This is a genomic window from Pseudomonas sp. IzPS59 (genome assembly GCF_014863505.1).
GTDB lineage: Bacteria > Pseudomonadota > Gammaproteobacteria > Pseudomonadales > Pseudomonadaceae > Aquipseudomonas > Aquipseudomonas kribbensis.
Window position 1 is genome coordinate 402,363 of the sequence record NZ_CP062251.1, and the last position, 23,863, is coordinate 426,225.

Consider the following 23,863-nt stretch of genomic DNA (forward strand, 5'->3'; position numbering starts at 1 on the left):
GCGACAAATGTGCGCCCGGCCCCACGCTTGTTGGGCCGGGCCGATATACTGAGCCCTGGTTTCGCCCCGTTCCGGGGCTGCTCAGGGATATCGACCATGCAATGGATGTTCATGTTGATCGGGCTGCTGCTCGGTTGGCTGCTCGACGAGTCGTTCAGTACCGCGCTGTTGGGCGCGCTACTGGGCCTGGTGATTGGCCAGACGATCCGGCTCGCCCGGCTCGGCTCGCAGAGTGCCGAGCACAAGACTCAACTTGAACAGGCGAAAATCGCCCTGCAGGCTGTCGAACAGCGACTGTTTCTGCTCGAAGGCGCCGGTGTGCGTGTCACGCCACCCAGTGTCGAGCCGACTACCGAAGCCGCTGTCGAGCCGGTCCTGGTCGCCGAAGAAGCCCCTGCCAATGCCCCCGAGCTGGTCTGGGAACTGCCGCCCGAACTTGAACCGATCTCCGCTGTGGCCAGCGAAACCAGTCAACCTTTGCCGGCGGATGTCTGGCAGCTCGACGCCGTGACGCCTGAACCACAACCGCCCGCCGAACCCCGTGGCCCGAACCTCATCGAGCGCGGCATCAGTGCTGCGCGCAACTGGTTGTTCGGCGGCAACACCGTGCTGCGGGTCGGCGTGGTGCTGTTGTTCTTCGGCCTGGCCTTCCTGCTGCGCTATGCCACCGAAGGCATGGTGGTGCCGATCGAAATGCGTTACGCCGGGGTCGCGGCAGCGGCGCTGGGATTGCTGGCGCTGGGCTGGTGGTTACGCCATCGCAACACGAGCTACGCCTTGATGCTGCAAGGCACCGGGATCGCCGTGTTGTACCTGACGGTGTTTGCGGCGATGCGCCTGCATCCGCTGCTCGATCCGTCCGCCGCGCTGGGATTGCTGGTGGCGGTGACGGTGTTCTCGGCCATTCTGGCCATCACCCAGGATTCCCTGGCCCTGGCCTGCGTTGCGGCATTGGGCGGTTTCGCCGCGCCGATCCTGACCTCCACCGGCGCCGGCAACCATGTCGCGCTGTTCAGTTATTTCGCGTTGCTCAACGCCGGCATTCTCGCCATCGCCTGGTTCAAGGCCTGGCGTCTGCTCAACCTGATCGGTTTCGCCGGCACCTTCGGCATCGGTTTCGCCTGGGGCCTGCGCTCATATGCGCCGGAACTGCTGTGGAGCACCGAACCGTTCCTGATTCTGTTCTTCCTGATGTACCTGGCCATCGGCCTGCTGTTCGCCCGACGCAAGTTGCAGGACATGCCGGATGCACCGGCAGAGAGCGATCGCGAGGCGTTGCTGAATTGGTCGGCGCGCAAGGGCGACTACGTCGACGGCACCATGCTGTTCGGGCCGCCGCTGGTGGGTTTCGGTCTGCAATTTGCGTTGGTGCAGCATCTGGAGTTTGCCGCCGCCTTCAGTGCACTGGCACTGGGCATGATTTACATGGCGCTCGCCCGGGTGCTGATGGGCGGTCGCGCTTTGTTGCTGGGCGAGACTTGCCTGGCGCTCGGGGTGATTTTCGCCAGCCTGGCGATTCCGCTGGGGCTGGATGCGCGCTGGACCTCCGCGGCCTGGGCGGTGGAGGGCGCGGGGATTTTCTGGCTCGGTCTGCGTCAACATCGTCCATTGGCCCGGGCGTTTGCGATGCTGCTGCAACTGGGTTCGGCGCTGGCGTTTACCAGCCACTTGCGCGCTGGCGAGGCCAGTCTGCTCGACGGTGCGCCGCTGGGCGCGTTGATGCTCGGGTTGGCGCTGCTGTTCAGTTTCTATCAATTGCGCAAGGCGTTGCCGGACCAGACTTCAGCGTGGGAGCGCGAGAGCCTGCCGGTGATGGCCAGTCTGGGCCTGGGCTTCCTCTATCTGCTGGCGCCGCTGTTTTTCTTCGTTCAGGCCACGGCCATCAGCTGGGCATTGGCCGGTCTGGTGACCTTGTTCGTCGGTTTGCGCCTGCAATCGCGCACGTTCCTGTTCTGCGCATTTGCCGTGCAACTGCTGGGCGGTGCGTTGTTCCTGTTGCGCCTGCAAGGGGCGGGCGAGGATTCGGCGGCCGTGTTCAGCGCTGGCTGGAGCGGTTTGCTCAGCGCCTCGCTGATCGGTCTGGCTCTGATCGCCGGCATGCTGCTGGCGGCGCGCGACGAGATGGTGCGCAACGATGTGCGGCTGCTGCGCGGTTTGTCGGTGGTGCTGCTGGCGGGGTTGGTGCTGATCAATCTGGCGGTGTTGTTCGTGTTGCCGTGGCAGACCGCGAGCGCGGTGTGGGCGGCCAGTGGTTTGCTGATCATCTGGCTCAGCCTGTACCTCAAGCAGCGCGTGAGTTTTGTCTTCGGTCTGTTGTTGCAGTTGATCGGCGGCGCGGCGTTCTTGCTGGCCGGTCCCGAACTGCTCGGGCCGCTGTCCAGCGAGGGTCTGCGACCGCTGGCCCATGGCGGATTCTGGACGCCACTGGTGCTTGGGCTGGCGGCAATGATCGGTGCGTGGCGCCTGCAACTGGGCAATCACGCTTCGGCGTTCGATGTGCTGAGTTTGCAGCGACTGTCCGAAGTGTTGCTGGTGTGGGGCGCCGGTTGGTGGGCGCTGGCGTGGGTCAGTGAAGTGCTACGCTTTGCGCCGCTGAATCTGCAGGCAACGCTGTTGCTGCTGGTCGCCGCGCTGAGCGTCGCGTTGTGGACGCTGTTGGCACTGCGTTTGAAATGGCCGTCTCTCGGACTGCTCTGCACCTTGCTGATACCGGCAGCCGGGCTGGTGTTGCTCGCCGCGTGGCACTCGCGTTATCACCCGGCGGCCAACTTCGGCTGGCTGGCATGGGCGGCCGTGTTCGCGGTGCATTTCTTCAGCCTGCGGCATCTGGCACCGATGCTGTCGGCGCGAGCCTTGAGCACCGCGCACGTGCTCGGTTGCTGGCTGCTGATCGGCGTGCTGGCGCTGGAGCTGCGCTACGGCCTGCTGCTGTTGTCCGAGCAATACAACGCCTGGCGCTGGCTGGGCTGGGCGATCCTGCCGAGCGTGTATCTGTTGTTGATGGCGGCACCGCGCAACTGGCCGTGGCCGGTGGCAGCGTTCCCTCGTGAATATCGCCTTTACGCAGCGGCGCCGCTGGCGGTGTTGATGTTGATCTGGTTCTGGCTGGCGAACGGAGTGAGCGACGGCAACGCCGAACCGCTGCCATACGTGCCGCTGATCAACCCGCTGGAGCTGGGCCTGTTGATCGCTTTGTTCAGCGTCTATGTCTGGTCGCGCAGCGCGGTAGCCGAGTTGTCGATCCGCAAGGATTACGCCGCTCACGCCTCGCAACTGATCGCCGGTGTTTCGCTGTTCGCCTTCTGCACCGCGCTGGTGACCCGCGCCGCACACCATTGGGCGGGGATTCCGTTCGAGCTGGACCTGTTGCTCGAATCGATGCTGGTGCAGGCCGGGTTGTCGATTGTCTGGACGCTGATGGCGCTCGGGCTGATGATCGGCGGCCACCTGCGCCATCGCCGCGAAGTGTGGCTGATCGGTGCGGCGCTGATTGCGCTGGTGGTGGCCAAACTGATTTTTGTCGAATTGAGCAACCGTGGCGGGCTGGCGCGGATCGTCTCGTTTATCGGCGTCGGCGTGTTGCTGCTGGTGGTGGGTTATTTTGCGCCACTGCCGCCCAAACGCATCGAAGCTGCACCGGCGGCGGAAAAACCGGCCCCGGAAACCGAAGGAGTGTCGTCTTGAGTCGCAAGCTTAATCTCGGGTGGCTGTTGCTGGGCGTGGCCATGACGGCCGGCGCCCAGGAAAAACCGGCGGACTTCGCCGCCCAGGTGCCGTTGTCGGTCAGCGGCGCAGGCCCGTGGTATCGCCTCGAACTGCCGCTGAGCGTGCAGTTGCAGGCCCGCCAGACCGATCTCAGCGATCTGCGGGTATTCAACGCCGCCGGTGAACCGCAGGCCTACGCGCTGGCCCGCGAATCGGCGCAGACCCGGGATGACGGCCACATGAACACGGTGAAGTGGTTCCCGCTGTACAACTCGGCGGATGCCACCGAACGCGCACCGAGCGTGCGCGTCCAGTCGACGACTACCGGCACGCTGGTGGAAGTGCAGCCCTCCAGCCAACTGGAAGCGGGCGAGGAAGTGCTGCGTGGCTGGCTGCTGGATGCCAGTGCAATCAAGGCACCGTTGCAGCAACTGATCCTCGACTGGACCAGCGAGCGCGACGGCTTTCAGCGTTTCAGCATCGAGGCCAGCGACGACCTGCAGCACTGGCAACCGTGGGGTGAAGGCCAGGTCGCGCGCCTGACTTTTTCCGATGAGCGCATCGAACAGCATGAAGTCGCGTTGCCGGGGCAATCGGCGCGTTATCTGCGCCTGCTGTGGGATTCGCCCAATGCAGCACCAACCCTGACTTCGGCGCAACTGAAAAGCAGCGATCCGCAAAACCTGCCGTTGCCGCTGGTCTGGTCGCCAGCGCTGGCCGGCAGCAGCACCAAGGCCGGGGAATACACCTGGCAGTTGCCGATGGGGCTGAATGTCGAGCGGGTCCAGGTCGAGTTGAAGCAGCCCAACAGCCTGGCACCGGTGACGCTGGCGGGACGCCGCGAAACCAGTCTGCCGTGGCAGCCGTTGAGCAGCGGCTTGCTCTATCGCCTGACCCAGAACGGCCAGGACGTGGTGCAGAACGAGTTGCAGCTTTACGGGCAGACCGTCCAGCAGTTGAAACTGACGGTCGACGAACGCGGCGGCGGCCTCGGCGAGCAGGCGCCGAGCATCAAGTACGCGGTACGTGCCACCCAGGTGATCTTCCTCGTCCGGGGTGGCGGGCCTTACAGCTTGGCGCTGGGCAATCCGACGGTGAGAACGGCGAACCTGCCGCTGACCACGCTGATCCCCGATTTCAAGCCGGAGAAACTGGCCACGCTGGGCAAGGCCACGGTGCAGGGCGATGCAGTCGCGACGCAGACAACGACGGCGACGACAGCAGCTGTCGCCGAGACCAACTGGAAGAAAATCGGATTATGGGCGGTATTGCTGTTGAGTGTGCTGTTTCTGGCCGCGATGGCCTTCAGTCTGCTGCGCAAGCCGCCGGCCAAGTCCTGAATATGACGGGTGTGGCCTCCACACCCGTCGGGTTTCCAACTACGCTGAATTCCGTGCCTGAACTCTCCCGGTTCGATCACGTCTGATAGCAGGAATTGCACCCGACGCACGTTAGCGGGCGTCATTGCTCGCTACGGTTTCAGACTCCCTGTAAACTGCGCGGGTTTTCAGCCCCCCCATTCCACCGGAGCCGTCCATGTCCCGCGTTACCCTGAGTCGCTATTTGATTGAGCAGACCCGCAGCAACAACACTCCTGCCGATCTGCGCTTCCTGATCGAAGTGGTGGCGCGTGCCTGCAAAGAGATCAGCCACGCCGTGTCCAAAGGCGCCCTGGGCGGTGTTCTGGGCAGCATGGGCACGGAAAACGTGCAAGGCGAAGTGCAGAAGAAACTCGACGTGCTGTCGAACGAAATCCTGCTCGAAGCCAACGAGTGGGGCGGTCACCTGGCCGGCATGGCGTCCGAAGAAATGGACAACGCCTACCAGATCCCGGGCAAATACCCGAAAGGCGCCTACCTGCTGGTATTCGACCCGCTGGACGGTTCGTCGAACATCGACATCAACGCCCCGGTCGGCACCATCTTCTCCGTGCTGCGTTGCCCGAACGAATACCTGAGCCAGAATGAAGCCCTGAATGAAAAGGCCTTCCTGCAGCCAGGCACCCAGCAGGTTGCAGCCGGTTACGCGATCTACGGTCCGCAGACCATGCTGATCCTGACCCTGGGCAACGGCGTGAAGGGCTTCACCCTGGACCGCGAAATGGGCAGCTTCGTCCTGACCCACGAAGACATCACCATTCCTGAAAGCACCCAGGAATTCGCCATCAACATGTCCAACCAGCGTCACTGGGAAGCCCCGGTACAGCGCTACGTTTCGGAACTGCTGGCCGGTGAAGAAGGCCCGCTGAAGAAGAACTACAACATGCGTTGGGTCGCGGCGATGGTTGCCGACGTGCACCGCATCCTGACCCGTGGCGGTCTGTTCATGTATCCGCGCGACAGCCGCGAGCCGTCCAAGCCAGGCAAACTGCGCCTGATGTACGAAGCCAACCCGATGTCGTTCCTGGTGGAACAGGCGGGCGGCGCTTCCACCGACGGTCACCAGCGCATCCTCGACATCCAGCCTGAAGGCCTGCACCAGCGCGTAGCGGTGTTCCTCGGTTCGAAAGAAGAAGTCGCCCGCGCCACGGCCTACCACAAGGAATAAACCATGACCGCGCCCTGGCAGCCGTTGCTCGATTGGTGGTTCGGTCATGCCGAGTCAGCGACTGAAGTGACGGCGCAACAGGGCAAGTTGTGGTTCGGCAAGAAAGACAGTCAGGACCTCGAAGCGCGTGAGCGTTTCGGGGTCTTTGTCGATCAGGCCCTCGCCGGCGAATTGACCGAGTGGACGCAACGTCCCGAAGGTTGGCTGGCGGTGGTGCTGCTGCTCGATCAGCTCCCGCGCATGATCTTTCGTGATACACCCAAGGCTTTTTCCGGCGATCTGCGGGCGCAGAAACTGGTTGCCCAAGGCATCGCGGCGGATTTCGACCGGCAGTTGAAGCCGATCCAGCGCCTCTTCATCTACCTCGTCTTCGAACACTGCGAAAACCTCGCGGTGCAGAATGAAGCGGTCTCGCGATTCATCGAATTGGTGGCTGAACAGCCGGAGGCGGAGCGCGGGGTGTTTGCCGACAACCTGGATTATGCCGAGCGGCATCAGAAGGTGATTGCGCGGTTTGGACGGTTTCCGCATCGCAATGCGGTGTTGGGAAGGGAGTCTACGGCGCAGGAGCTGGAGTTTCTTTCGCAGCCGGGGTCGCGGTTCTGAATCAGCATCCAGACGACTGACCTCTTCGCAGAAAGGCCCGCGAAGAGATCAGTGAGAGCGCCTTAGATCCGGAAACTACCCACCAACTGCTTGAGTCGGGCAGCCTGCTGCTCCAGATCCGCACAAGCGCGCAACGTCGCCTGCAGGTTCTCCACACCTTCCTGGTTCAGCGTGTTGATCTCGTTGATGTCGACGTTGATCGACTCGACCACCGCCGTCTGCTCTTCGGTCGCGGTCGCCACCGACTGGTTCATCCCGTCGATCTCGCCGATGCGCTGGGTCACGCTTTCCAGACGCTCGCCGGCCTGGTTGGCGATGCCGACGCTGCTTTCGCTCTCGCGCTGGCTCTCGGTCATGATGCCGACCGCCTGACGCGCGCCGACCTGTAGTTCTTCGATCATGCTCTGCACTTGTTGCGCCGAATCCTGGGTGCGGTGCGCCAGGTTGCGCACTTCGTCCGCGACCACGGCGAAACCACGACCGGCCTCACCGGCACGGGCGGCTTCGATGGCGGCGTTGAGCGCCAGCAGGTTGGTCTGCTGGGAGATGCTGGTGATCACTTCCAGAATCTGCCCGATGTTCACGGTGTTGCTGTTCAGGGTTTCGATGTTGCCGCAGGAGTCGCTGATCTTCGCCGACAGTTGCTGCATCGCGTGGATGGTTTTATCCACAACCTGCTGGCCGTCGACCGCCAGGCTGCGTGCGTCGCTGGAGTGTTGCGAGGCGAGGGCGGCGTTCTGGGCGATTTCCTGGGCGGCGGCGCCGAGCTGGTTGATCGCGGCGGCCACGCTGTTGGTGCGCGAGGCCTGCTGGTCGGAGTTGAACATCGACGAGTTGGACGCCGCGACCACGCGCAGGGCGACTTCGTTGACCTGCCCGGTGGCCGAGGACACTTCGCGGATCGAGGTGTGGATACGCTCGACGAAACGGTTGAACGACAAACCCAGCGCCCCGAACTCGTCGTGGCCATGGATCACCAGACGCTTGGTCAGATCGCCTTCGCCTTCGGCGATGTCATGCATGGCGCGGCCCATGGTCAGCAGCGGTTGCATCAGCACGCGGATCAACATGCCGAGCAGGGCGATGATGATCACCACGGCGATCACCATGGCAATCAGCGCCGAGGTGCGGAACTCGCTGAGCATCGAGAACGCGGTGTCCTTGTCCAGCACCAGGCCCACGTACCAGTCGGCCGACGGTACGCCGTTGACGCGGGTGAAGGAGATCAGTTGGGTCTTGCCGTCGAACTCGACTTCTTTCAGGCCCGGGCTGACTTTCGGCGCACCGCTTGGGTAGGCCTCGGCCAGGGTCTTGAGCACCAGTTTGCTGTCCGGGTGGATCAGGATCTTGCCGTCGGCACTGACGATGAATGCGTGGCCGTGGCCGCCGAAGTTCAGCGAGTTGATGATCGCGCTGACGCTGGTGAGGTCGATGTCGGCGCCGGCCACGCCGATCATCTGACCCTGGCGCTGTACCGGGGTGGCGACGGTGATCACCAGTTTGCCCGACGACGCGGCGATGTACGGTTCGGTGACGATGGTCTGCTGCGCGCTGTTCGCGGCCTTGTACCAGCCACGGGCGCGCGGGTCGTAGTCCGGCGCGCGGTTGCCGGCCGGGACCGAGAACATCACGCCGTCGGCGCCTCCGAAATAGCTGAGCTGGAAATTGCCGGTGTAGGCGGGCAGGTCGATGATACGTTTCAGGCTGGCCGGGGCGCTGCCGTCGGCGACAACCTGCTGCGACATCGATTGCAGCAACTGGATGCGGCTTTCCAGCCAGGTCTGGATGTTGCTGGTGGTCAGGCTGCCCAGTTCCTGCATGGACGCTTCGGTGCTGCTTTGCAGGGCTTCGCGTTGTCGATAGTCGTTGAACAAAATGAAACAGGCGAACGCTACGGCCACCACGAGGGCGGCAGCCAACAAGATCTTGTGGCTGAATTTCATGTTTCTGGTCATTAAGTGAGCTACCGCGAAGGGGCTGGTCAAGAAAGGGCGGCAATTTGCCACACTCTCGGGCTTTGCGCTGCTCTTATTTCGACCGCCGCGCGACAAAGATGAGGACGCTTTTGTTAAAGGCGACGAAATGCTCAATAGCCCTACAAAGTGTCTGATTTACCGATGAATGCCGGACGAGCGGGCCAATAAATAGCCGCCTGCCGAGGGAACCAGACAGGGGTTTTCTCTTCTAAGCTTCTGGTTGGCGCCAGGCCATCCCCCTTCCGTTCCAGGAGTTACACCATGTCGCTGCGATCTATCGCCCTTCTGTCGTTTTGCGTGCTGTTGGCCGCATGCAGCAAGGTCAATCAGGAAAACTACTCGAAGCTCTCGGCCGGCATGGCCAAGGCCGAAGTGGAGACGCTGCTCGGCAAGCCCACTGATTGCTCGGGTGCGCTCGGTATGTCCAGTTGCACCTGGGGCGACAAGAACAGCTTTATCAGCGTGCAGTACGCCGGTGACAAAGTGTTGATGTTTTCCGGCCAAGGCCTGAAGTAAACCGGGGCTACGCGCCCACGGGAGAAAAACAATGAAGCGGTTATTGCTTGTCCTTTTTGCCGGCCTGGTACTGGCCGGCTGCGCCACCACCGGTGAAGATCCGCTGGCGCCGAAGACAGTCCACAGCGTCAATCTCAAGCGTTACCAGGGCACCTGGTACGAGCTGGCGCGACTGCCGATGTATTTCCAGCGCAACTGCGCACAATCCGAAGCCCGTTACACGCTCGAATCGGACGGCAACCTGGGCGTGTTCAACCGTTGCCTGACCAAGGACTGGCAATGGGAAGAGGTCAAGGGCAAGGCTTATCCACAGGTGCCGGGCAAGACCGACAAGTTGTGGGTCGAGTTCGATACCTGGTTTTCGCGCTTGATTCCGGGATCGGCGAAGGGTCAATACTGGGTGCTGTACGTGAGTGACGACTACAAGACCGCCATCGTTGGCGATCCGAGCCGTCGTTACCTGTGGCTGTTGTCCCGCACGCCGACCGTCAATGGTGTGGTGCGCGAAGAACTGCTGAGCAAGGCGCGTCAGCAGGGTTATGACACCACGCGGTTGATCTGGCGCGCATCGGATCAGCAGATGGCCAAGACGTCCAACTGACGCGCAACAAAAAACCTGTGGAGGTTGCCCTCCACAGGTTTTTTTGTGTCAGCCCAAAAGCTCTCGCAGCACCTGGGTGAAGGCGCGATTGCTGTCCTCCTCCCCGGCATGTCGCCCGTCACGAACGACCCACTGACCGTTGACCAGTACGTCGCGCACCTGACGATCACCACCGGCAAACAGCCAGCGGTTGAGGATCCCGTCGCCGCTGGCCGTGGCCAGATACGGATCGCTGCCATCGAGCACAATCCAGTCGGCGCGCTTGCCGACCTCCAGCGCGCCAATCGGCTGGCCCAGCGCCTGAGCGCCACCGTCCAGTGCGGCGTCATACAACGTGCGGCCAACCATCGGCTGATCCGCGCCATACAAGCGATTGCGTCGTTGATCGCGCAGACGCTGGCCGTATTCCAGCCAACGCAATTCTTCCACCACGCTCAACGACACATGGCTGTCGGAACCGATGCCCATGCGTCCGCCCTGAGCGAGGAAATCCACCGCCGGGAAAATCCCGTCGCCGAGGTTGGCCTCGGTGGTCAGGCACAGGCCGGCGATGGCGCGACTCTTGGCCATCAGCGTGACTTCTTCCGGATTGGCGTGGGTCGCGTGGACCAGGCACCAGCGCTGATCGACTTCGGTGTTTTCATACAGCCATTGCAGCGGACGGCGGCCGCTCCAGCTCAGGCAATCGTCGACTTCCTTCTGCTGTTCGGCGATGTGGATGTGCACCGGGCATTGCTTGTCGCTGGCCGCCAGCACTTCGCTGATCTGTTGCGGCGTGACCGCGCGCAACGAGTGGAAACACAATCCCAGCGACTGGGCTTTCTGCTGCGCCAGCAACGGTTGCAGACGCGATTGCAGTTTCAGGTAGTTTTCGGTGCTGTTGATGAATCGGCGCTGGCCTTCGTTCGGCGTCTGGCCACCGAAACCGCTGTGGCTGTAAAGCACCGGCAACAGTGTCAGACCGATGCCGGCGGAGCTGGCGGCCTGGCTGATGCGCAACGCCAGCTCCGCCGGATCGGCGTACGGCTGACCGTTGTGATCGTGGTGGACGTAATGGAATTCGGCGACCGAGGTGTAACCGGCCTTGAGCATTTCGATGTACAGCTGACGGGCGATCACGCCGAGTTGGTCCGGGCTGATTTTTCCGACGAGCCGGTACATCAGATCGCGCCAGGTCCAGAAACTGTCATTGGGATTGCCGGCCACTTCCGCCAGCCCGGCCATCGCTCGCTGGAACGCGTGGGAGTGCAGATTCGGCATGCCCGGCAGCAGCGGACCGCTCAACCGTTCGGCGCCATCTGCGGTGGAATCGGCCTGGATTCGGGTCAATACGCCATCGGCGCTGACCTCGAGACGTACATTGTTGGCCCATCCGTTAGGCAGCAGCGCGCGTTCGGCAAAGAAGGCGGACATGGTTCAGCACCCCATCGTGTGTTATTTGTATATACATATACAGACGTTTGCCTGCCCGGTAAACTCCGGCAAGCTAGCAACCTTATCCAATGAACAGGGATCCATCGTGCCGACTCCGCCTCCAGTTTCTCCGTTGGCCGCGAACATGGGCGACAGTCCGGCGCCCTTGTACGCCCGCGTCAAACAGATGATTACCCAGCAGATCGACAGTGGTAACTGGCCGCCGCATTACCGCGTGCCGTCGGAAAGCGAGCTGGTCAGCCAGCTGGGTTTCAGCCGCATGACCATCAACCGCGCTCTGCGGGAAATGACCGCCGACGGTCTGCTGGTGCGCATGCAAGGCGTCGGCACCTTTGTCGCCGAGCCGAAGAGCCAGTCCGCGCTGTTCGAAGTGCACAACATCGCCGACGAAATCGCCTCCCGTGGCCATCGCCACACTTGCCAGGTGATCACCCTGGAAGAAGAGGCCGCCGGTTCCGAGCGCGCCCTGGCCCTGGACATGCGCGAAGGGCAGAAGGTGTTCCACTCGCTGATCGTGCATTACGAAAACGACATTCCGGTGCAGATCGAAGACCGCTTCGTCAACGCGCTGGTCGCCCCGGAATACCTCAAGCAGGACTTCACCCTGCAAACGCCATACGCCTATTTGAACCAGGTTGCGCCGCTGACCGAAGGCGAGCATGTGGTCGAAGCGATCCTCGCCGAACCGTCCGAATGCAAATTGCTGCAGATCGAAAAAGGCGAGCCTTGCCTGCTGATCCGTCGCCGTACCTGGTCGGGCCGTCAGCCGGTGACCGCCGCGCGCCTGATCCACCCCGGTTCCCGTCATCGTCTGGAAGGTCGGTTTCATAAATGAGCAGTGAAGTGAAGGTTTTACGCGCCGAAGGCTACCCGCGCATGCCGTGGAAAAACGGCGGCGGCAGCACCGAAGAAATCACCCGTGACGCCGGTGCTGGCCTCGACGGTTTCGGCTGGCGCCTGTCGATTGCCGACATCGCCGAATCAGGTGGCTTCTCGACGTTTACCGGTTATCAACGAGTGATCACGGTGTTGCAGGGCGACGGTATGACCCTGTGTGTCGACGGTGACGACACCCGGCCGCTGTTACCCCTCGACCCGTTTGCCTTCAGCGGCGAAAGCCAGGTGTCCTGCACCTTGCTCGGCGGTGCTATCCGCGATTTCAACCTGATCTACGCGCCGCAGCGTTACAGCGCGCGTTTGCAGTGGCTGGATGGCGAGCAGCGGTTTTTCAGCTCCGCCGGCACCGTTCTCGTTTTCAGTGTCAGCGAGTTACTGCAAGTGCAGGTCGGTGACAGCGCTTCGCAGCTTGGTCGACATGATTGCCTGCAACTGGACGGCAGCACCGGTCTGGTGGAAATCGCCGTCAACGCGGGCTGCTGTGTGATCGAACTGACTGCACGCTGATCCGACTCGTGAAAAACCGCCGCTTTGAACAGTGCCTGTAGGGGCTGTTGAGAGCGGCGGTTTTTTTCATCCCGACGTTCCCGAACGCGCACCAACTTGTTACCGAACGCCCCAGCGTGGCGCAAAACCACGCACATGAACTCGCCTTCCGCTTGTTCAAACCTATCTCGCGAAAAAATTCATACACGCCACAACCCTTGATACAGGCGTCCTCCAGCCGTACCCGCATTTTTATTGATCAACCCTCCAACAAGTTGGCCGCTCGATTGCATATGCTTGTATGTACAAGTAAAGACGTATGCGTATGAGTCGTCAGAGGTTCTCCGCAGCGTCCCTGATTCGCTTGTCGCGCATTGAAGCGCACAAGCCGCTTGCCCATCGCCAGGGTTGGTTTGAATTGATCGCTGAGGAGTCTTTTTCGTGACTGACGCAAAAACTACTAAATTCCGTGACGTTGAAATTCGTGCATCGCGCGGCAACAAGCTGACCGCCAAGAGCTGGCTGACCGAAGCGCCGCTGCGCATGCTGATGAACAACCTCGACCCGGAAGTGGCCGAAAACCCGAAAGAGTTGGTGGTTTACGGTGGCATCGGCCGCGCCGCGCGCAACTGGGAGTGCTACGACAAGATCGTCGAAAGCCTGACCAACCTGAACGACGACGAGACCTTGCTGGTGCAGTCCGGCAAACCGGTCGGCGTGTTCAAGACCCACAGCAACGCCCCGCGCGTGCTGATCGCCAACTCCAACCTGGTGCCGCACTGGGCGACCTGGGAACACTTCAACGAACTCGACGCCAAGGGCCTGGCCATGTACGGCCAGATGACCGCCGGCAGCTGGATCTACATCGGCAGCCAGGGCATCGTCCAGGGCACTTACGAAACCTTCGTTGAAGCCGGTCGCCAGCATTACAACTCCGACCTCAAGGGCCGCTGGGTTCTGACCGCCGGCCTCGGCGGCATGGGCGGCGCTCAGCCTCTGGCTGCAACCCTGGCCGGTGCCTGCTCGCTGAACATCGAATGCCAGCAGGTCAGCATCGATTTCCGCCTGAAAAGCCGTTACGTCGACGAGCAGGCCAAAGACCTCGACGACGCCTTGGCCCGCATCGAGAAATACACCAAGGAAGGCAAAGCGATTTCCATCGCGCTGCTGGGTAACGCCGCCGAAATCCTCCCGGAACTGGTTCGTCGCGGTGTGCGTCCGGACATGGTCACCGACCAGACCAGCGCCCACGATCCGCTCAACGGCTACCTGCCGGCCGGCTGGACCTGGGACGAATACCGCGCCCGCGCCAAGACCGAACCGGCCGCGGTGATCAAGGCTGCCAAGCAATCGATGGCCGTCCACGTCAAAGCCATGCTGGATTTCCAGAAGCAAGGCATCCCGACCTTCGACTACGGCAACAACATTCGCCAGATGGCCCAGGAAGAGGGCGTGGAAAACGCTTTCGACTTCCCGGGTTTCGTACCGGCCTACATCCGTCCGCTGTTCTGCCGTGGCATCGGTCCGTTCCGCTGGGCGGCGCTGTCGGGTGATCCGCAGGACATCTACAAGACCGACGCCAAGGTCAAAGAATTGATCCCGGACGACGCCCACCTGCACAACTGGCTGGACATGGCCCGCGAGCGCATCAGCTTCCAGGGTCTGCCGGCACGGATCTGCTGGGTCGGCCTGGGCCAGCGCGCCAAACTCGGTCTGGCGTTCAACGAAATGGTCCGTCGCGGCGAATTGTCGGCCCCGATCGTCATCGGCCGCGACCACCTCGACTCCGGCTCGGTCTCTAGCCCGAATCGTGAAACCGAATCGATGCAGGATGGTTCCGACGCCGTCTCCGACTGGCCACTGCTCAACGCCCTGCTCAACACTGCCAGCGGCGCGACCTGGGTGTCCCTGCACCACGGCGGCGGCGTCGGCATGGGCTTCTCGCAACACTCGGGCATGGTGATCGTCTGCGACGGTACGGATGAAGCAGCCGAGCGTATCGCTCGCGTGCTGCACAACGACCCGGGCACTGGCGTCATGCGTCACGCCGATGCCGGTTATCAGATCGCCATCGACTGCGCCAAGGAGCAAGGGCTGAACCTGCCGATGATCACCGGCAAATAAGAAACCGGCGGGAGCGAGCGTGCTCGCTCCTGCTCAAGCCAATACAACAACAAAACCCAGAACAATCCACAGAGGTTGAATCATGGCTGGCAACACCGATCGTGCAAGCAACAAACCGTTGATCGAAAGGCGTTCGATCGACTACATCCCGGAAGCGGAAAGACACGGTCGTCTATTCAGTCAGTTCACCCTGTGGATGGGTGCCAACCTGCAAATCACCGCGATTGTCACCGGGGCCCTGGCCGTGGTGCTGGGCGGTGATGTGTTCTGGTCGCTGATAGGTCTGTTGATCGGTCAACTGCTGGGCGGCGGCGTCATGGCTCTGCACGCGGCGCAAGGGCCGAAGCTGGGCCTGCCGCAGATGATCTCCAGCCGTGTGCAGTTCGGGGTTTATGGCGCGGCGATTCCGATCGTGCTGGTGTGCCTGATGTACCTCGGTTTCACCGCGACCGGCACCGTGCTATCGGGTCAGGCGCTGGGCCAGTTGTTCGGGGTCAGCGACACCGTCGGCATCCTGCTTTTCGCCAGCGTCATCGTGGTGGTCACGGTGCTCGGCTATCGGGTGATCCACTGGATTGGCCGAGTGGCCAGTGTGATCGGCGTGATTGCTTTCGTTTACCTGTTCAGCCGTCTGATGAGTCAGGTGGATGTCGGCGCACTCCTGCAAATCCGTCATTTCAGCTGGAGCAGTTTCCTGCTGGCGGTGTCGCTGGCTGCGTCCTGGCAGATCGCCTTCGGCCCTTACGTGGCTGACTATTCGCGTTACCTGCCGAGCAAGGTTTCCTCGGTGAAAACCTTCTTTGCTGCCGGTGCCGGTTCGGTGATCGGCGCGCAGGTGGCGATGATTCTCGGCGTGTTCGCGGCGGCTTCGGCCAACGGCCAGTTCGCCGGTCATGAAGTGGCTTACATCGTCGGTCTGGGCGGCACCGGTGCCACCGCGGCGCTGCTGTATTTCAGCATCGCGTTCGGCAAGGTGACCATCTCCACCCTGAACTCCTACGGCAGCTTCATGTGCATCGCGACCATCATCAGCGGCTTCCGTGGCCACCTGACGGTCAGCCGGATGCAGCGCCTGGTGTTCGTGCTGGTGATCGTCGGTGCCGCGACCCTGATCGCCTTGCTCGGTCAGCACTCGTTCCTCGGGGCGTTCAAATCTTTCATCCTGTTCCTGCTGGCGTTCTTCACGCCGTGGAGCGCGATCAACCTCGTGGACTACTACTGCATTACCCGTGAGCACTACGACGTGCCGGCGCTGGCCGATCCGAACGGTCGCTACGGACGCTGGAACCTCCTCGGGATCAGCGTCTATGTGTTCGGTGTGCTGGTGCAGCTGCCGTTCATCTCCACCAAGTTCTATACCGGTCCGCTGGTGGCCGCACTGGGTGATGTGGATATCTCGTGGATCATCGGTCTGGTGCTGCCCGCTGCGCTTTACTACGTGTGCGCAAAGAAATGGCACGGCAGCGTGCCCGATCACCTGATTCTGCCGGTCGAGCAGAACAGCGTTATACAACCTGAAGCAAACGGGACCGGCCGCGCTGCGGCGCAGGCCTGATCTGGACGTGGACAGGGCTGGATGCCTCTTGAACTGCCGTAAGCCAATTCATGATTAGGAGCGTCACAACAATGAAATCGAACAAGACCCTGCTGACCACATTGCTGTCCATGGGCCTGCTGGCCAGTGCCGGCGCCACCCAGGCCGCCGGCTGGTGCGAATCCGGCAAACCGGTGAAATTCGCCGGCCTGAACTGGGAAAGCGCGATGTTGCTGACCGACGTGCTGCAGGTCGTGCTGGAGAAAGGTTACGACTGCAAGACCGACAGCCTGCCAGGCAACTCCATCACCATGGAAAACGCCCTGAGCAGCAATGACATTCAAGTGTTCGCCGAAGAGTGGGTCGGCCGCAGCGAGGTCTGGAACAAGGCCGAGAAGGCCGGCAAGGTCGTCGGTGTCGGCGCGCCGGTCGTCGGTGCGATTGAAGGCTGGTACGTGCCGCGCTACGTGATCGAAGGCGATGCCAAGCGCAAGATCGAAGCCAAGGCGCCGGACCTGAAAAACATCGCTGACCTGGGCAAATACTCGGCAATCTTCAAGGATGCCGAAGAGCCGTCCAAAGGCCGTTTCTACAACTGCCCGGCCGGCTGGACCTGTGAGCTGGACAACAGCGAAATGCTGAAAAGCTATGGCCTGGAAAGCACCTACACCAACTTCCGCCCGGGCACCGGCCCGGCGCTGGATGCGGCGGTGCTGTCGAGCTACAAGCGTGGCGAGCCGATCCTGTTCTACTACTGGTCGCCAACGCCGCTGATGGGTCAGATCGACGCCGTCAAACTGGAAGAGAAACCGGGCGTCGACAAGACCGTGACCATCAAGGTCGGCCTGTCCAAGACCTTCCACGAGCAAGCGCCGGAGCTGGTGGCCGTGCTGGAAAAGGTCAACCTGCCGATCGACCTGTTGAACCAGAACCTGGGTCGCATGACCAAGGAGCGGATCGAGTCGCCGAAGCTGGCGAAAATCTTCCTCAAGGAACATCCTGAGGTCTGGCACGCATGGGTGAGCGACGACGCAGCCAAGAAAATCGACGCGGCCTTGTAGGTCGAGCTTCACCGGCTGCCGGCAACGGCAGTCGGACGCTTGATCGCAACCCCTTGATTGAGAGTCTCTTATGTTTCCCGAACGCTTTACGTTTTCCATCGCCGACTGGGTCAACGGTTGGGTCGATGCACTGGTCACCAACTACGGTGACGTGTTCCGCCATATCTCCGACACCCTGCTGTGGGCCATCGTCAACCTTGAAGGCCTGCTGCGCGCCGCACCGTGGTGGCTAATGCTGGCCATCGTCGCGGGCGTTGCCTGGCACGCCACCCGCAAGGTCGTGACCACCGCCGTGATCGTTGGTCTGCTGTTCCTGGTCGGCGCCGTCGGCCTGTGGGACAAACTGATGCAGACGCTGGCGCTGATGATGGTCGCCACAGTCATCTCGGTGCTGATCGGTGTGCCGCTGGGGATCCTCTCGGCCCGCAGCAATCGCCTGCGTTCGTTCCTGATGCCGCTGCTCGACATCATGCAGACCATGCCCAGCTTCGTGTACCTGATCCCGGTGCTGATGCTGTTCGGCCTGGGCAAGGTGCCGGCGATTTTCGCCACCGTGATCTACGCCGCACCGCCGCTGATCCGCCTGACCGACCTGGGCATCCGCCAGGTCGACGGTGAAGTGATGGAAGCCATCAACGCTTTCGGCGCCAACCGCTGGCAGCAACTGTTCGGCGTGCAACTGCCGCTGGCCCTGCCGAGCATCATGGCCGGGATCAACCAGACCACCATGATGGCCCTGTCGATGGTGGTGATCGCCTCGATGATCGGCGCCCGTGGCCTGGGTGAAGATGTGCTGGTGGGCATCCAGACCCTCAACGTCGGACGCGGCCTTGAAGCCGGTCTGGCGATCGTGATTCTCGCAGTGGTCATCGACCGCATTACCCAGGCGTATGGTCGGCCACGGCATGAGGTGAGCAAATGAGCAACGCAACCGTGAGCAAGATCGAAGTCAAAAACGTCTTCAAGATTTTCGGCAACCGTTCCAGGGACGCGCTGGCCATGGTCGGCCAGGGCAAGACCAAGGAGCAGGTGCTGAACGAGACCGGTTGCGTGGTCGGGGTCAACGATTTGTCCCTGAGCATCGGCACCGGCGAGATCTTCGTGATCATGGGGCTGTCCGGCTCCGGCAAATCCACGCTGGTGCGCCACTTCAACCGCCTGATCGACCCGACCAGCGGCGCGATCCTGGTGGACGGCGTGGACATCCTGCAATACGACATGGACGCCCTGCGCGAATTTCGCCGGCACAAGATCAGCATGGTGTTCCAGAGCTTCGGCCTGCTGCCCCACAAGACCGTGCTCGACAATGTCGCCTACGGCCTGAAAGTGCGCGGCGAGAGCAAGCAACTGTGTGCCGAACGCGCGCTGCACTGGATCAACACCGTGGGCCTCAAGGGCTACGAAAACAAATACCCGCACCAGCTCTCCGGCGGCATGCGCCAGCGTGTCGGCCTGGCCCGCGCACTGGCAGCGGACACCGACATCATCCTGATGGACGAGGCGTTCAGCGCCCTCGACCCGCTGATCCGCGCCGAGATGCAGGACCAGTTGCTGGAGCTGCAAAAGACTCTGCACAAGACCATCGTCTTCATCACCCACGACCTCGACGAGGCCGTGCGCATCGGCAACCGCATCGCGATCCTCAAGGACGGCCGCCTGATTCAGGTCGGTACGCCGAAAGAGATCCTGCATTCGCCGGCGGACGAGTATGTCGACCGCTTCGTGCAGCGGCGGGCGGCGGTGGTCTGATCTGAGTTTTGCAGTGCACAGACTGGCCTCATCGCGGGCAAGCCCGCTCCCACAGGGATTGTGTGAGCACCGGAGATCCTGTGGGAGCTGGCTTGCCAGCGATGAGGCCGGTGAAGCTGCATCAAAATTACGGTTGAGGTAAGTGATGTCCCAGGCTGAAAAAATCGTTATCGCCGACGCCCCGATGCGTTGGCAGGATGTGGTCGCGGTAGCCCGTCACGGCGCGCAGCTCGAGCTGTCGGCCCAGACCTGGGCGCGCATCGAAAATGCTCAGGGCATCGTCCAGCGCATCGTCGCCAGCGGCGAGCGCGCCTATGGCGTCAACACCGGGCTGGGCGGTCTGTCCAACGTCTCGCTGCAGGGCGAACAACTCAGCCAGTTGTCGCGCAACACTTTGCTCAGCCACGCCTGCGGCGTTGGCCCGGTACTGGCCGACGAGCAGACCCGCGCCATCATGTGCGCTGCAATCCGCAACTACAGCCACGGCAAATCCGGGATTCACCGTCAGGTGGTCGAAGCGCTGCTGGCGCTGCTCAATCGCGGCATCACCCCGCAAGTGCCGTCCCAGGGTTCGGTGGGTTACCTGACCCACATGGCTCACATCGGTATCGCGCTGCTGGGCGTCGGCAATGTCAGCTATCGCGGGCAGGTTGTCTCTGCGCAGCAAGCGCTGGCCGAAGAAGGCCTGCAACCGGTGCAACTCGGCGCGAAAGACGGTTTGTGCCTGGTCAATGGCACGCCGTGCATGACCGGTCTCGGCTGCCTGGCCATCGCCGATGCCACGCGTCTGGTGCAATGGGCCGACGTGGTCGGTGCCATGAGTTTCGAAGCGCAGCGCGGCCAGATCGCCGCGTTCGACGCAGAGATCATCGCGCTCAAGCCGCACCCGGGCATGCAACAGGTCGGCGTCAATCTGCGGGCGCTGCTCGATGGCAGTGAAGTGATCGCGAAGAGCAAAGGCATTCGCACTCAGGATGCGCTGAGCATCCGCTCGATCCCGCAGGTACACGGCGCCGCGCGCGATCAACTGCAACACGCGATCAAGCAGATTGAAACCGAACTCAACGGCTGCACCGACAACCCGTTGCTGCTGGGCACGCCGGACGACTTCCGGGTCATGTCCCAGGCCAACCCGCACGGTCAATCGGTAGCGCTGGCGGCGGATTTGCTGGCGATCGCGATGGCCGAAATCGGCTCGATTGCCGAGCGGCGTCTGGACCGTCTGATCAACCCGCATGTCAGCGGTCTGCCGGCGTTTCTGGTGGCCAATCCGGGGGTGAACTCCGGGATGATGATCGTGCAATACGTCGCCGCGTCGCTGTGCGCGGAAAACCGCCAGTTGGCGCAACCGGCGGTGCTCGACAACTACGTCACTTCGGGCCTGCAGGAAGACCACCTGAGCATGGGCACCAACGCCGCGCTGAAGCTGCACCGCGCGCTGGAAAACTGCACGCAGATCCTCGCCATCGAGTACCTGTTGGCGGCTCAGGCCTTTGAATTTCTCAAGGAACAACGCTTCGGCGCCGGCACCGATGTGGCGTGGCGACTGCTGCGCGAGAAAGTCCCGGCCTACGATCAGGACCGCTGGCTGGCGCCGGATATCGCCGCTGCCGCGAGCGTGTTGAAAGACTCGGATCTGCTGCACAACGTACTGCCGAATTTGCACTGACAATTACCCATACCAGCGTGCCAAGGCGCGGATCGTCCAAAAGACGAGAGGCGACGGATAACGGAATGCTCCGGAGCGACTGGTAGTTAATAACAATCTCTCAAAAGGAGCATTTAAATGACTGCGCTGAACCTGATTCCCGGCCAACTGAGCCTGGCCCAACTGCGTGATGTCTATCAGCAACCGGTCAAGTTGACTCTCGACAACAGCGCCTCGGCCCAGATCGAAGCCAGCGTCGCCTGCGTCGAGCAGATCCTCGCCGAGAACCGCACCGCCTACGGCATCAACACCGGTTTCGGCCTGCTGGCCTCGACCCGCATCGCCAGCGAAGACCTGGAAAACCTCCAGCGTTCGCTGGTGCTGTCCCACGCCGCCGGCGTCGGCCAGCCGATCAGCGATGAGCTGGTGCGCCTGATCATGGTGCTCAAGGTCAACAGCCTGAGCCGTGGTTTCTCCGGCATCCGTCGCGTGGTGATCGATGCGCTGATCGCCCTGATCAACGCCGAGGTTTATCCGCACATTCCGCTGAAAGGTTCGGTCGGTGCCTCCGGCGACCTCGCGCCATTGGCGCACATGTCGCTGGTGCTGCTGGGCGAGGGCAAGGCGCGCTACAAGGGCGAGTGGATGGAAGCCACCGAGGCGCTGAAAGTCGCCGGTCTGACGCCGCTGACGTTGGCTGCCAAAGAAGGCCTGGCGCTGCTCAACGGCACTCAGGTTTCCACCGCATTTGCGCTGCGTGGTCTGTTCGAAGGTGAAGACCTGTTTGCCGGCGCGCTGGCGCTGGGCGGTCTGACGGTTGAAGCGGTGCTCGGTTCGCGCTCGCCGTTCGACGCACGCATCCACGCCGCCCGTGGCCAGAAAGGCCAGATCGATACCGCTGCCGCTTACCGTGATCTGCTCGGTGAGCGCAGCGAAGTCTCCGACTCGCACCAGAACTGCGAAAAGGTCCAGGACCCGTACTCGCTGCGTTGCCAGCCGCAAGTCATGGGCGCCTGCCTGACCCAGTTCCGTCAGGCTGCCGAGGTGCTGGTGATCGAAGCCAACGCCGTGTCCGACAACCCATTGGTATTCGCGGCTGAAGGCGACGTGATTTCCGGCGGTAACTTCCACGCCGAGCCAGTGGCTATGGCCGCTGACAACATGGCGCTGGCCATCGCCGAAATCGGCTCGCTGAGCGAACGTCGTATCTCGTTGATGATGGACAAGCACATGTCGCAACTGCCGCCGTTCCTGGTGGCCAACGGCGGGGTGAACTCCGGTTTCATGATTGCTCAGGTGACTGCGGCGGCACTGGCCAGCGAGAACAAGGCACTGGCTCACCCGCATTCGGTCGACAGCCTGCCGACCTCCGCCAACCAGGAAGACCACGTCTCCATGGCCCCGGCCGCCGGCAAGCGTCTGTGGGAAATGGCCGAGAACACCCGCGGCATTCTTGCGGTGGAATGGCTGGCGGCAGTGCAGGGCCTGGATCTGCGCAACGGCCTGAAGACCTCGGCCAAACTGGAAAAGGCCCGAGGCATTCTGCGTCGCGAAGTGCCGTTCTACGAGAAGGACCGTTTCTTTGCGCCAGACATCAATGCGGCGACCGAACTGCTGGCTTCGCGCATCTTGACTGAGCTGGTTCCGGCGAAGTTGCTGCCGAGCCTGTGATGCACTCATCGCCAGCAGGCTGGCTCCCACAAGAGCACCGCGCAACCTGTGGGAGCCAGCCTGCTGGCGATTCGATTTTGAATACTGTGGAGACTAAGGGATGAAAACCCTCTGGCAACACTGCCACGTCGCAACCATGGCGCAAGGCGTCTACTCGATCATCGAGGATGCGGCCATCGTGACGTCCGGTGCACACATCGAGTGGATCGGCCCGCGCACTCAATTGCCGTCGGGCGAGTACCCGGCGGTCAACGATCTGCAAGGCGCGTGGGTCACCCCCGGCCTGATCGACTGCCACACTCACACCGTGTTCGGCGGTAACCGCAGCGGTGAGTTCGAGAAACGCCTGCAAGGTGTGAGCTACGCGGAGATCGCCGCAGCCGGCGGCGGCATCGCCAGCACCGTGCGCGCCACCCGCGAAGCCTCGGAAGACGAACTGTTCACCAGCGCCGCCAAACGCCTGAAAAGCCTGATGCGCGATGGCGTGACCACGGTCGAAATGAAGTCCGGCTACGGCCTCGATCTGGCCAGCGAACGCAAAATCCTGCGGGTCATCCGTCGCCTCGCCGACGAACTGCCGATCAGCGTACGCAGCACCTGTCTGGCCGCCCATGCGTTGCCGCCGGAGTACAAGGATCGCGCTGACGATTACATCGATCACATCTGCGCCGAGATGCTGCCCGCACTGGCCGCCGAAGGGCTGGTGGACGCGGTGGATGCCTTCTGCGAATACCTGGCGTTCTCCCCGGAGCAGGTCGAGCGTGTGTTCGTCACCGCGCAAAAACTCGGTCTGCCGGTGAAGCTGCACGCCGAGCAATTGTCGTCGTTGCACGGCTCCAGTCTGGCCGCGCGCTATCACGCGTTGTCCGCCGATCACCTGGAATTCATGGATGAAGACGACGCCATCGCCATGGCCAAGTCCGACACCGTCGCGGTATTGCTGCCGGGCGCGTTCTACTTCCTGCGTGAAACCCAATTGCCGCCGATGGAAGCCCTGCGCAAGCACAAAGTGAAGATCGCCATCGCCAGCGACCTCAACCCCGGCACTTCGCCGGCGCTGTCGTTGCGCCTGATGCTGAACATGGCCTGCACCTGTTTCCGCATGACCCCGGAAGAAGCTCTGGCCGGCGCCACCATTCATGCGGCGCAAGCCCTCGGCATGGCCGATACCCACGGTTCGCTGGAAGTCGGCAAGGTCGCGGATTTCGTCGCCTGGCAGATCGACCGGCCGGCGGATCTGGCTTACTGGCTGGGTGGTGAACTGGACAAACGCGTCGTGCGTCACGGCGTTGAATCAAGTCTGTAGGA

18 protein-coding genes and 1 pseudogene are annotated in these 23,863 nt (G+C 62.3%); 16 read left to right on the forward strand and 3 right to left on the reverse strand.

All coding sequences use genetic code 11. From position 1 onward, the window contains the following. Positions 1-96 precede the first annotated feature (96 nt). The 4 genes from IF189_RS01810 to IF189_RS01825 all read left to right on the forward strand — a co-directional run bounded on the left by IF189_RS01810 (position 97) and on the right by IF189_RS01825 (position 6,858). Positions 97-3,684, forward strand: a complete 3,588-nt coding sequence (locus IF189_RS01810) for a DUF2339 domain-containing protein (protein WP_192552735.1) — start codon at positions 97-99, stop codon at positions 3,682-3,684. After that, the gene (locus IF189_RS01815; protein WP_192552736.1) at positions 3,681-5,045 is read left to right on the forward strand and encodes a DUF3999 domain-containing protein; all 1,365 of its coding nucleotides are present in this window, start codon (positions 3,681-3,683) and stop codon (positions 5,043-5,045) included. Before IF189_RS01810 ends, IF189_RS01815 begins: the two co-directional genes overlap by 4 nt. 196 nt (positions 5,046-5,241) lie before the next feature. Further along, entirely contained in the window at positions 5,242-6,252 is a 1,011-nt protein-coding gene (locus tag IF189_RS01820; RefSeq protein WP_065261556.1) for a class 1 fructose-bisphosphatase, read from the forward strand. A 3-nt stretch (positions 6,253-6,255) separates the two neighbouring features. Further along, a complete protein-coding gene (locus IF189_RS01825) occupies positions 6,256-6,858 on the forward strand; it encodes a DUF924 family protein (protein ID WP_134825189.1) in 603 nt (200 codons plus the stop codon). A gap of 62 nt (positions 6,859-6,920) precedes the next feature. Here the strand turns inward: IF189_RS01825 and IF189_RS29045 are convergent, their stop codons facing one another. Together IF189_RS29045 and IF189_RS29050 are read right to left on the reverse strand one after the other, a co-directional pair. Next, the gene (locus IF189_RS29045) at positions 6,921-7,685 is read right to left on the reverse strand and encodes a methyl-accepting chemotaxis protein (RefSeq protein ID WP_371320915.1); all 765 of its coding nucleotides are present in this window, start codon (positions 7,683-7,685) and stop codon (positions 6,921-6,923) included. A gap of 141 nt (positions 7,686-7,826) precedes the next feature. Beyond that, a pseudogene (locus tag IF189_RS29050) lies at positions 7,827-8,813 on the reverse strand (cache domain-containing protein); the annotation flags it as partial. Between the two features lie 282 nt (positions 8,814-9,095). Here IF189_RS29050 and IF189_RS01835 point away from each other — a divergent pair. Together IF189_RS01835 and IF189_RS01840 are read left to right on the forward strand one after the other, a co-directional pair. Then, complete coding sequence (locus IF189_RS01835) at positions 9,096-9,350, forward strand: hypothetical protein (RefSeq protein WP_007952486.1); 255 nt, start codon at positions 9,096-9,098, stop codon at positions 9,348-9,350. Positions 9,351-9,381: 31 nt separating this feature from the next. Continuing rightward, positions 9,382-9,951, forward strand: coding sequence for a lipocalin family protein (locus tag IF189_RS01840; protein ID WP_134825190.1), 570 nt, complete (start codon positions 9,382-9,384; stop codon positions 9,949-9,951). A gap of 48 nt (positions 9,952-9,999) precedes the next feature. Here the strand turns inward: IF189_RS01840 and IF189_RS01845 are convergent, their stop codons facing one another. Further along, on the reverse strand, positions 10,000-11,364 hold the full coding sequence (locus IF189_RS01845; protein ID WP_192552737.1) for a formimidoylglutamate deiminase: 1,365 nt from the start codon (positions 11,362-11,364) through the stop codon (positions 10,000-10,002). 145 nt (positions 11,365-11,509) lie between these two features. Between IF189_RS01845 and hutC the strand changes: the two genes are divergently transcribed. The 10 genes from hutC to hutI all read left to right on the forward strand — a co-directional run bounded on the left by hutC (position 11,510) and on the right by hutI (position 23,861). Beyond that, positions 11,510-12,220, forward strand: a complete 711-nt coding sequence (gene hutC / locus IF189_RS01850) for a histidine utilization repressor (protein WP_162803449.1) — start codon at positions 11,510-11,512, stop codon at positions 12,218-12,220. Continuing rightward, the gene (locus tag IF189_RS01855) at positions 12,217-12,789 is read left to right on the forward strand and encodes a HutD family protein (RefSeq protein ID WP_134825192.1); all 573 of its coding nucleotides are present in this window, start codon (positions 12,217-12,219) and stop codon (positions 12,787-12,789) included. The genes hutC and IF189_RS01855 overlap by 4 nt, the downstream gene beginning before the upstream one ends. 420 nt (positions 12,790-13,209) lie before the next feature. Continuing rightward, positions 13,210-14,892, forward strand: a complete 1,683-nt coding sequence (hutU, locus tag IF189_RS01860; RefSeq protein ID WP_192552738.1) for a urocanate hydratase — start codon at positions 13,210-13,212, stop codon at positions 14,890-14,892. A gap of 82 nt (positions 14,893-14,974) precedes the next feature. After that, positions 14,975-16,447: a purine-cytosine permease family protein gene (locus IF189_RS01865; RefSeq protein ID WP_134825194.1), complete on the forward strand. Its 1,473-nt coding sequence runs from the start codon at positions 14,975-14,977 to the stop codon at positions 16,445-16,447. 71 nt (positions 16,448-16,518) lie between these two features. Next, positions 16,519-17,487 (forward strand): ABC transporter substrate-binding protein, encoded by a 969-nt coding sequence (locus tag IF189_RS01870; RefSeq protein ID WP_096819949.1) that lies wholly within the window; start codon positions 16,519-16,521, stop codon positions 17,485-17,487. A 70-nt stretch (positions 17,488-17,557) separates the two neighbouring features. Beyond that, positions 17,558-18,409, forward strand: a complete 852-nt coding sequence (locus tag IF189_RS01875; protein ID WP_085711027.1) for an ABC transporter permease — start codon at positions 17,558-17,560, stop codon at positions 18,407-18,409. Continuing rightward, complete coding sequence (locus tag IF189_RS01880) at positions 18,406-19,236, forward strand: quaternary amine ABC transporter ATP-binding protein (RefSeq protein WP_085711028.1); 831 nt, start codon at positions 18,406-18,408, stop codon at positions 19,234-19,236. The genes IF189_RS01875 and IF189_RS01880 overlap by 4 nt, the downstream gene beginning before the upstream one ends. A 145-nt stretch (positions 19,237-19,381) precedes the next feature. Continuing rightward, on the forward strand, positions 19,382-20,905 hold the full coding sequence (gene hutH, locus IF189_RS01885) for a histidine ammonia-lyase (protein WP_134825195.1): 1,524 nt from the start codon (positions 19,382-19,384) through the stop codon (positions 20,903-20,905). Between the two features lie 117 nt (positions 20,906-21,022). Then, positions 21,023-22,555: a histidine ammonia-lyase gene (hutH, locus tag IF189_RS01890; RefSeq protein ID WP_192552739.1), complete on the forward strand. Its 1,533-nt coding sequence runs from the start codon at positions 21,023-21,025 to the stop codon at positions 22,553-22,555. A 100-nt stretch (positions 22,556-22,655) separates the two neighbouring features. Then, positions 22,656-23,861 carry an imidazolonepropionase gene (gene hutI, locus IF189_RS01895; protein WP_192552740.1) on the forward strand — a complete coding sequence of 402 codons (1,206 nt, stop codon included), beginning with the start codon at positions 22,656-22,658 and terminating at the stop codon, positions 23,859-23,861. The last annotated feature ends 2 nt before the right edge of the window (positions 23,862-23,863 follow it).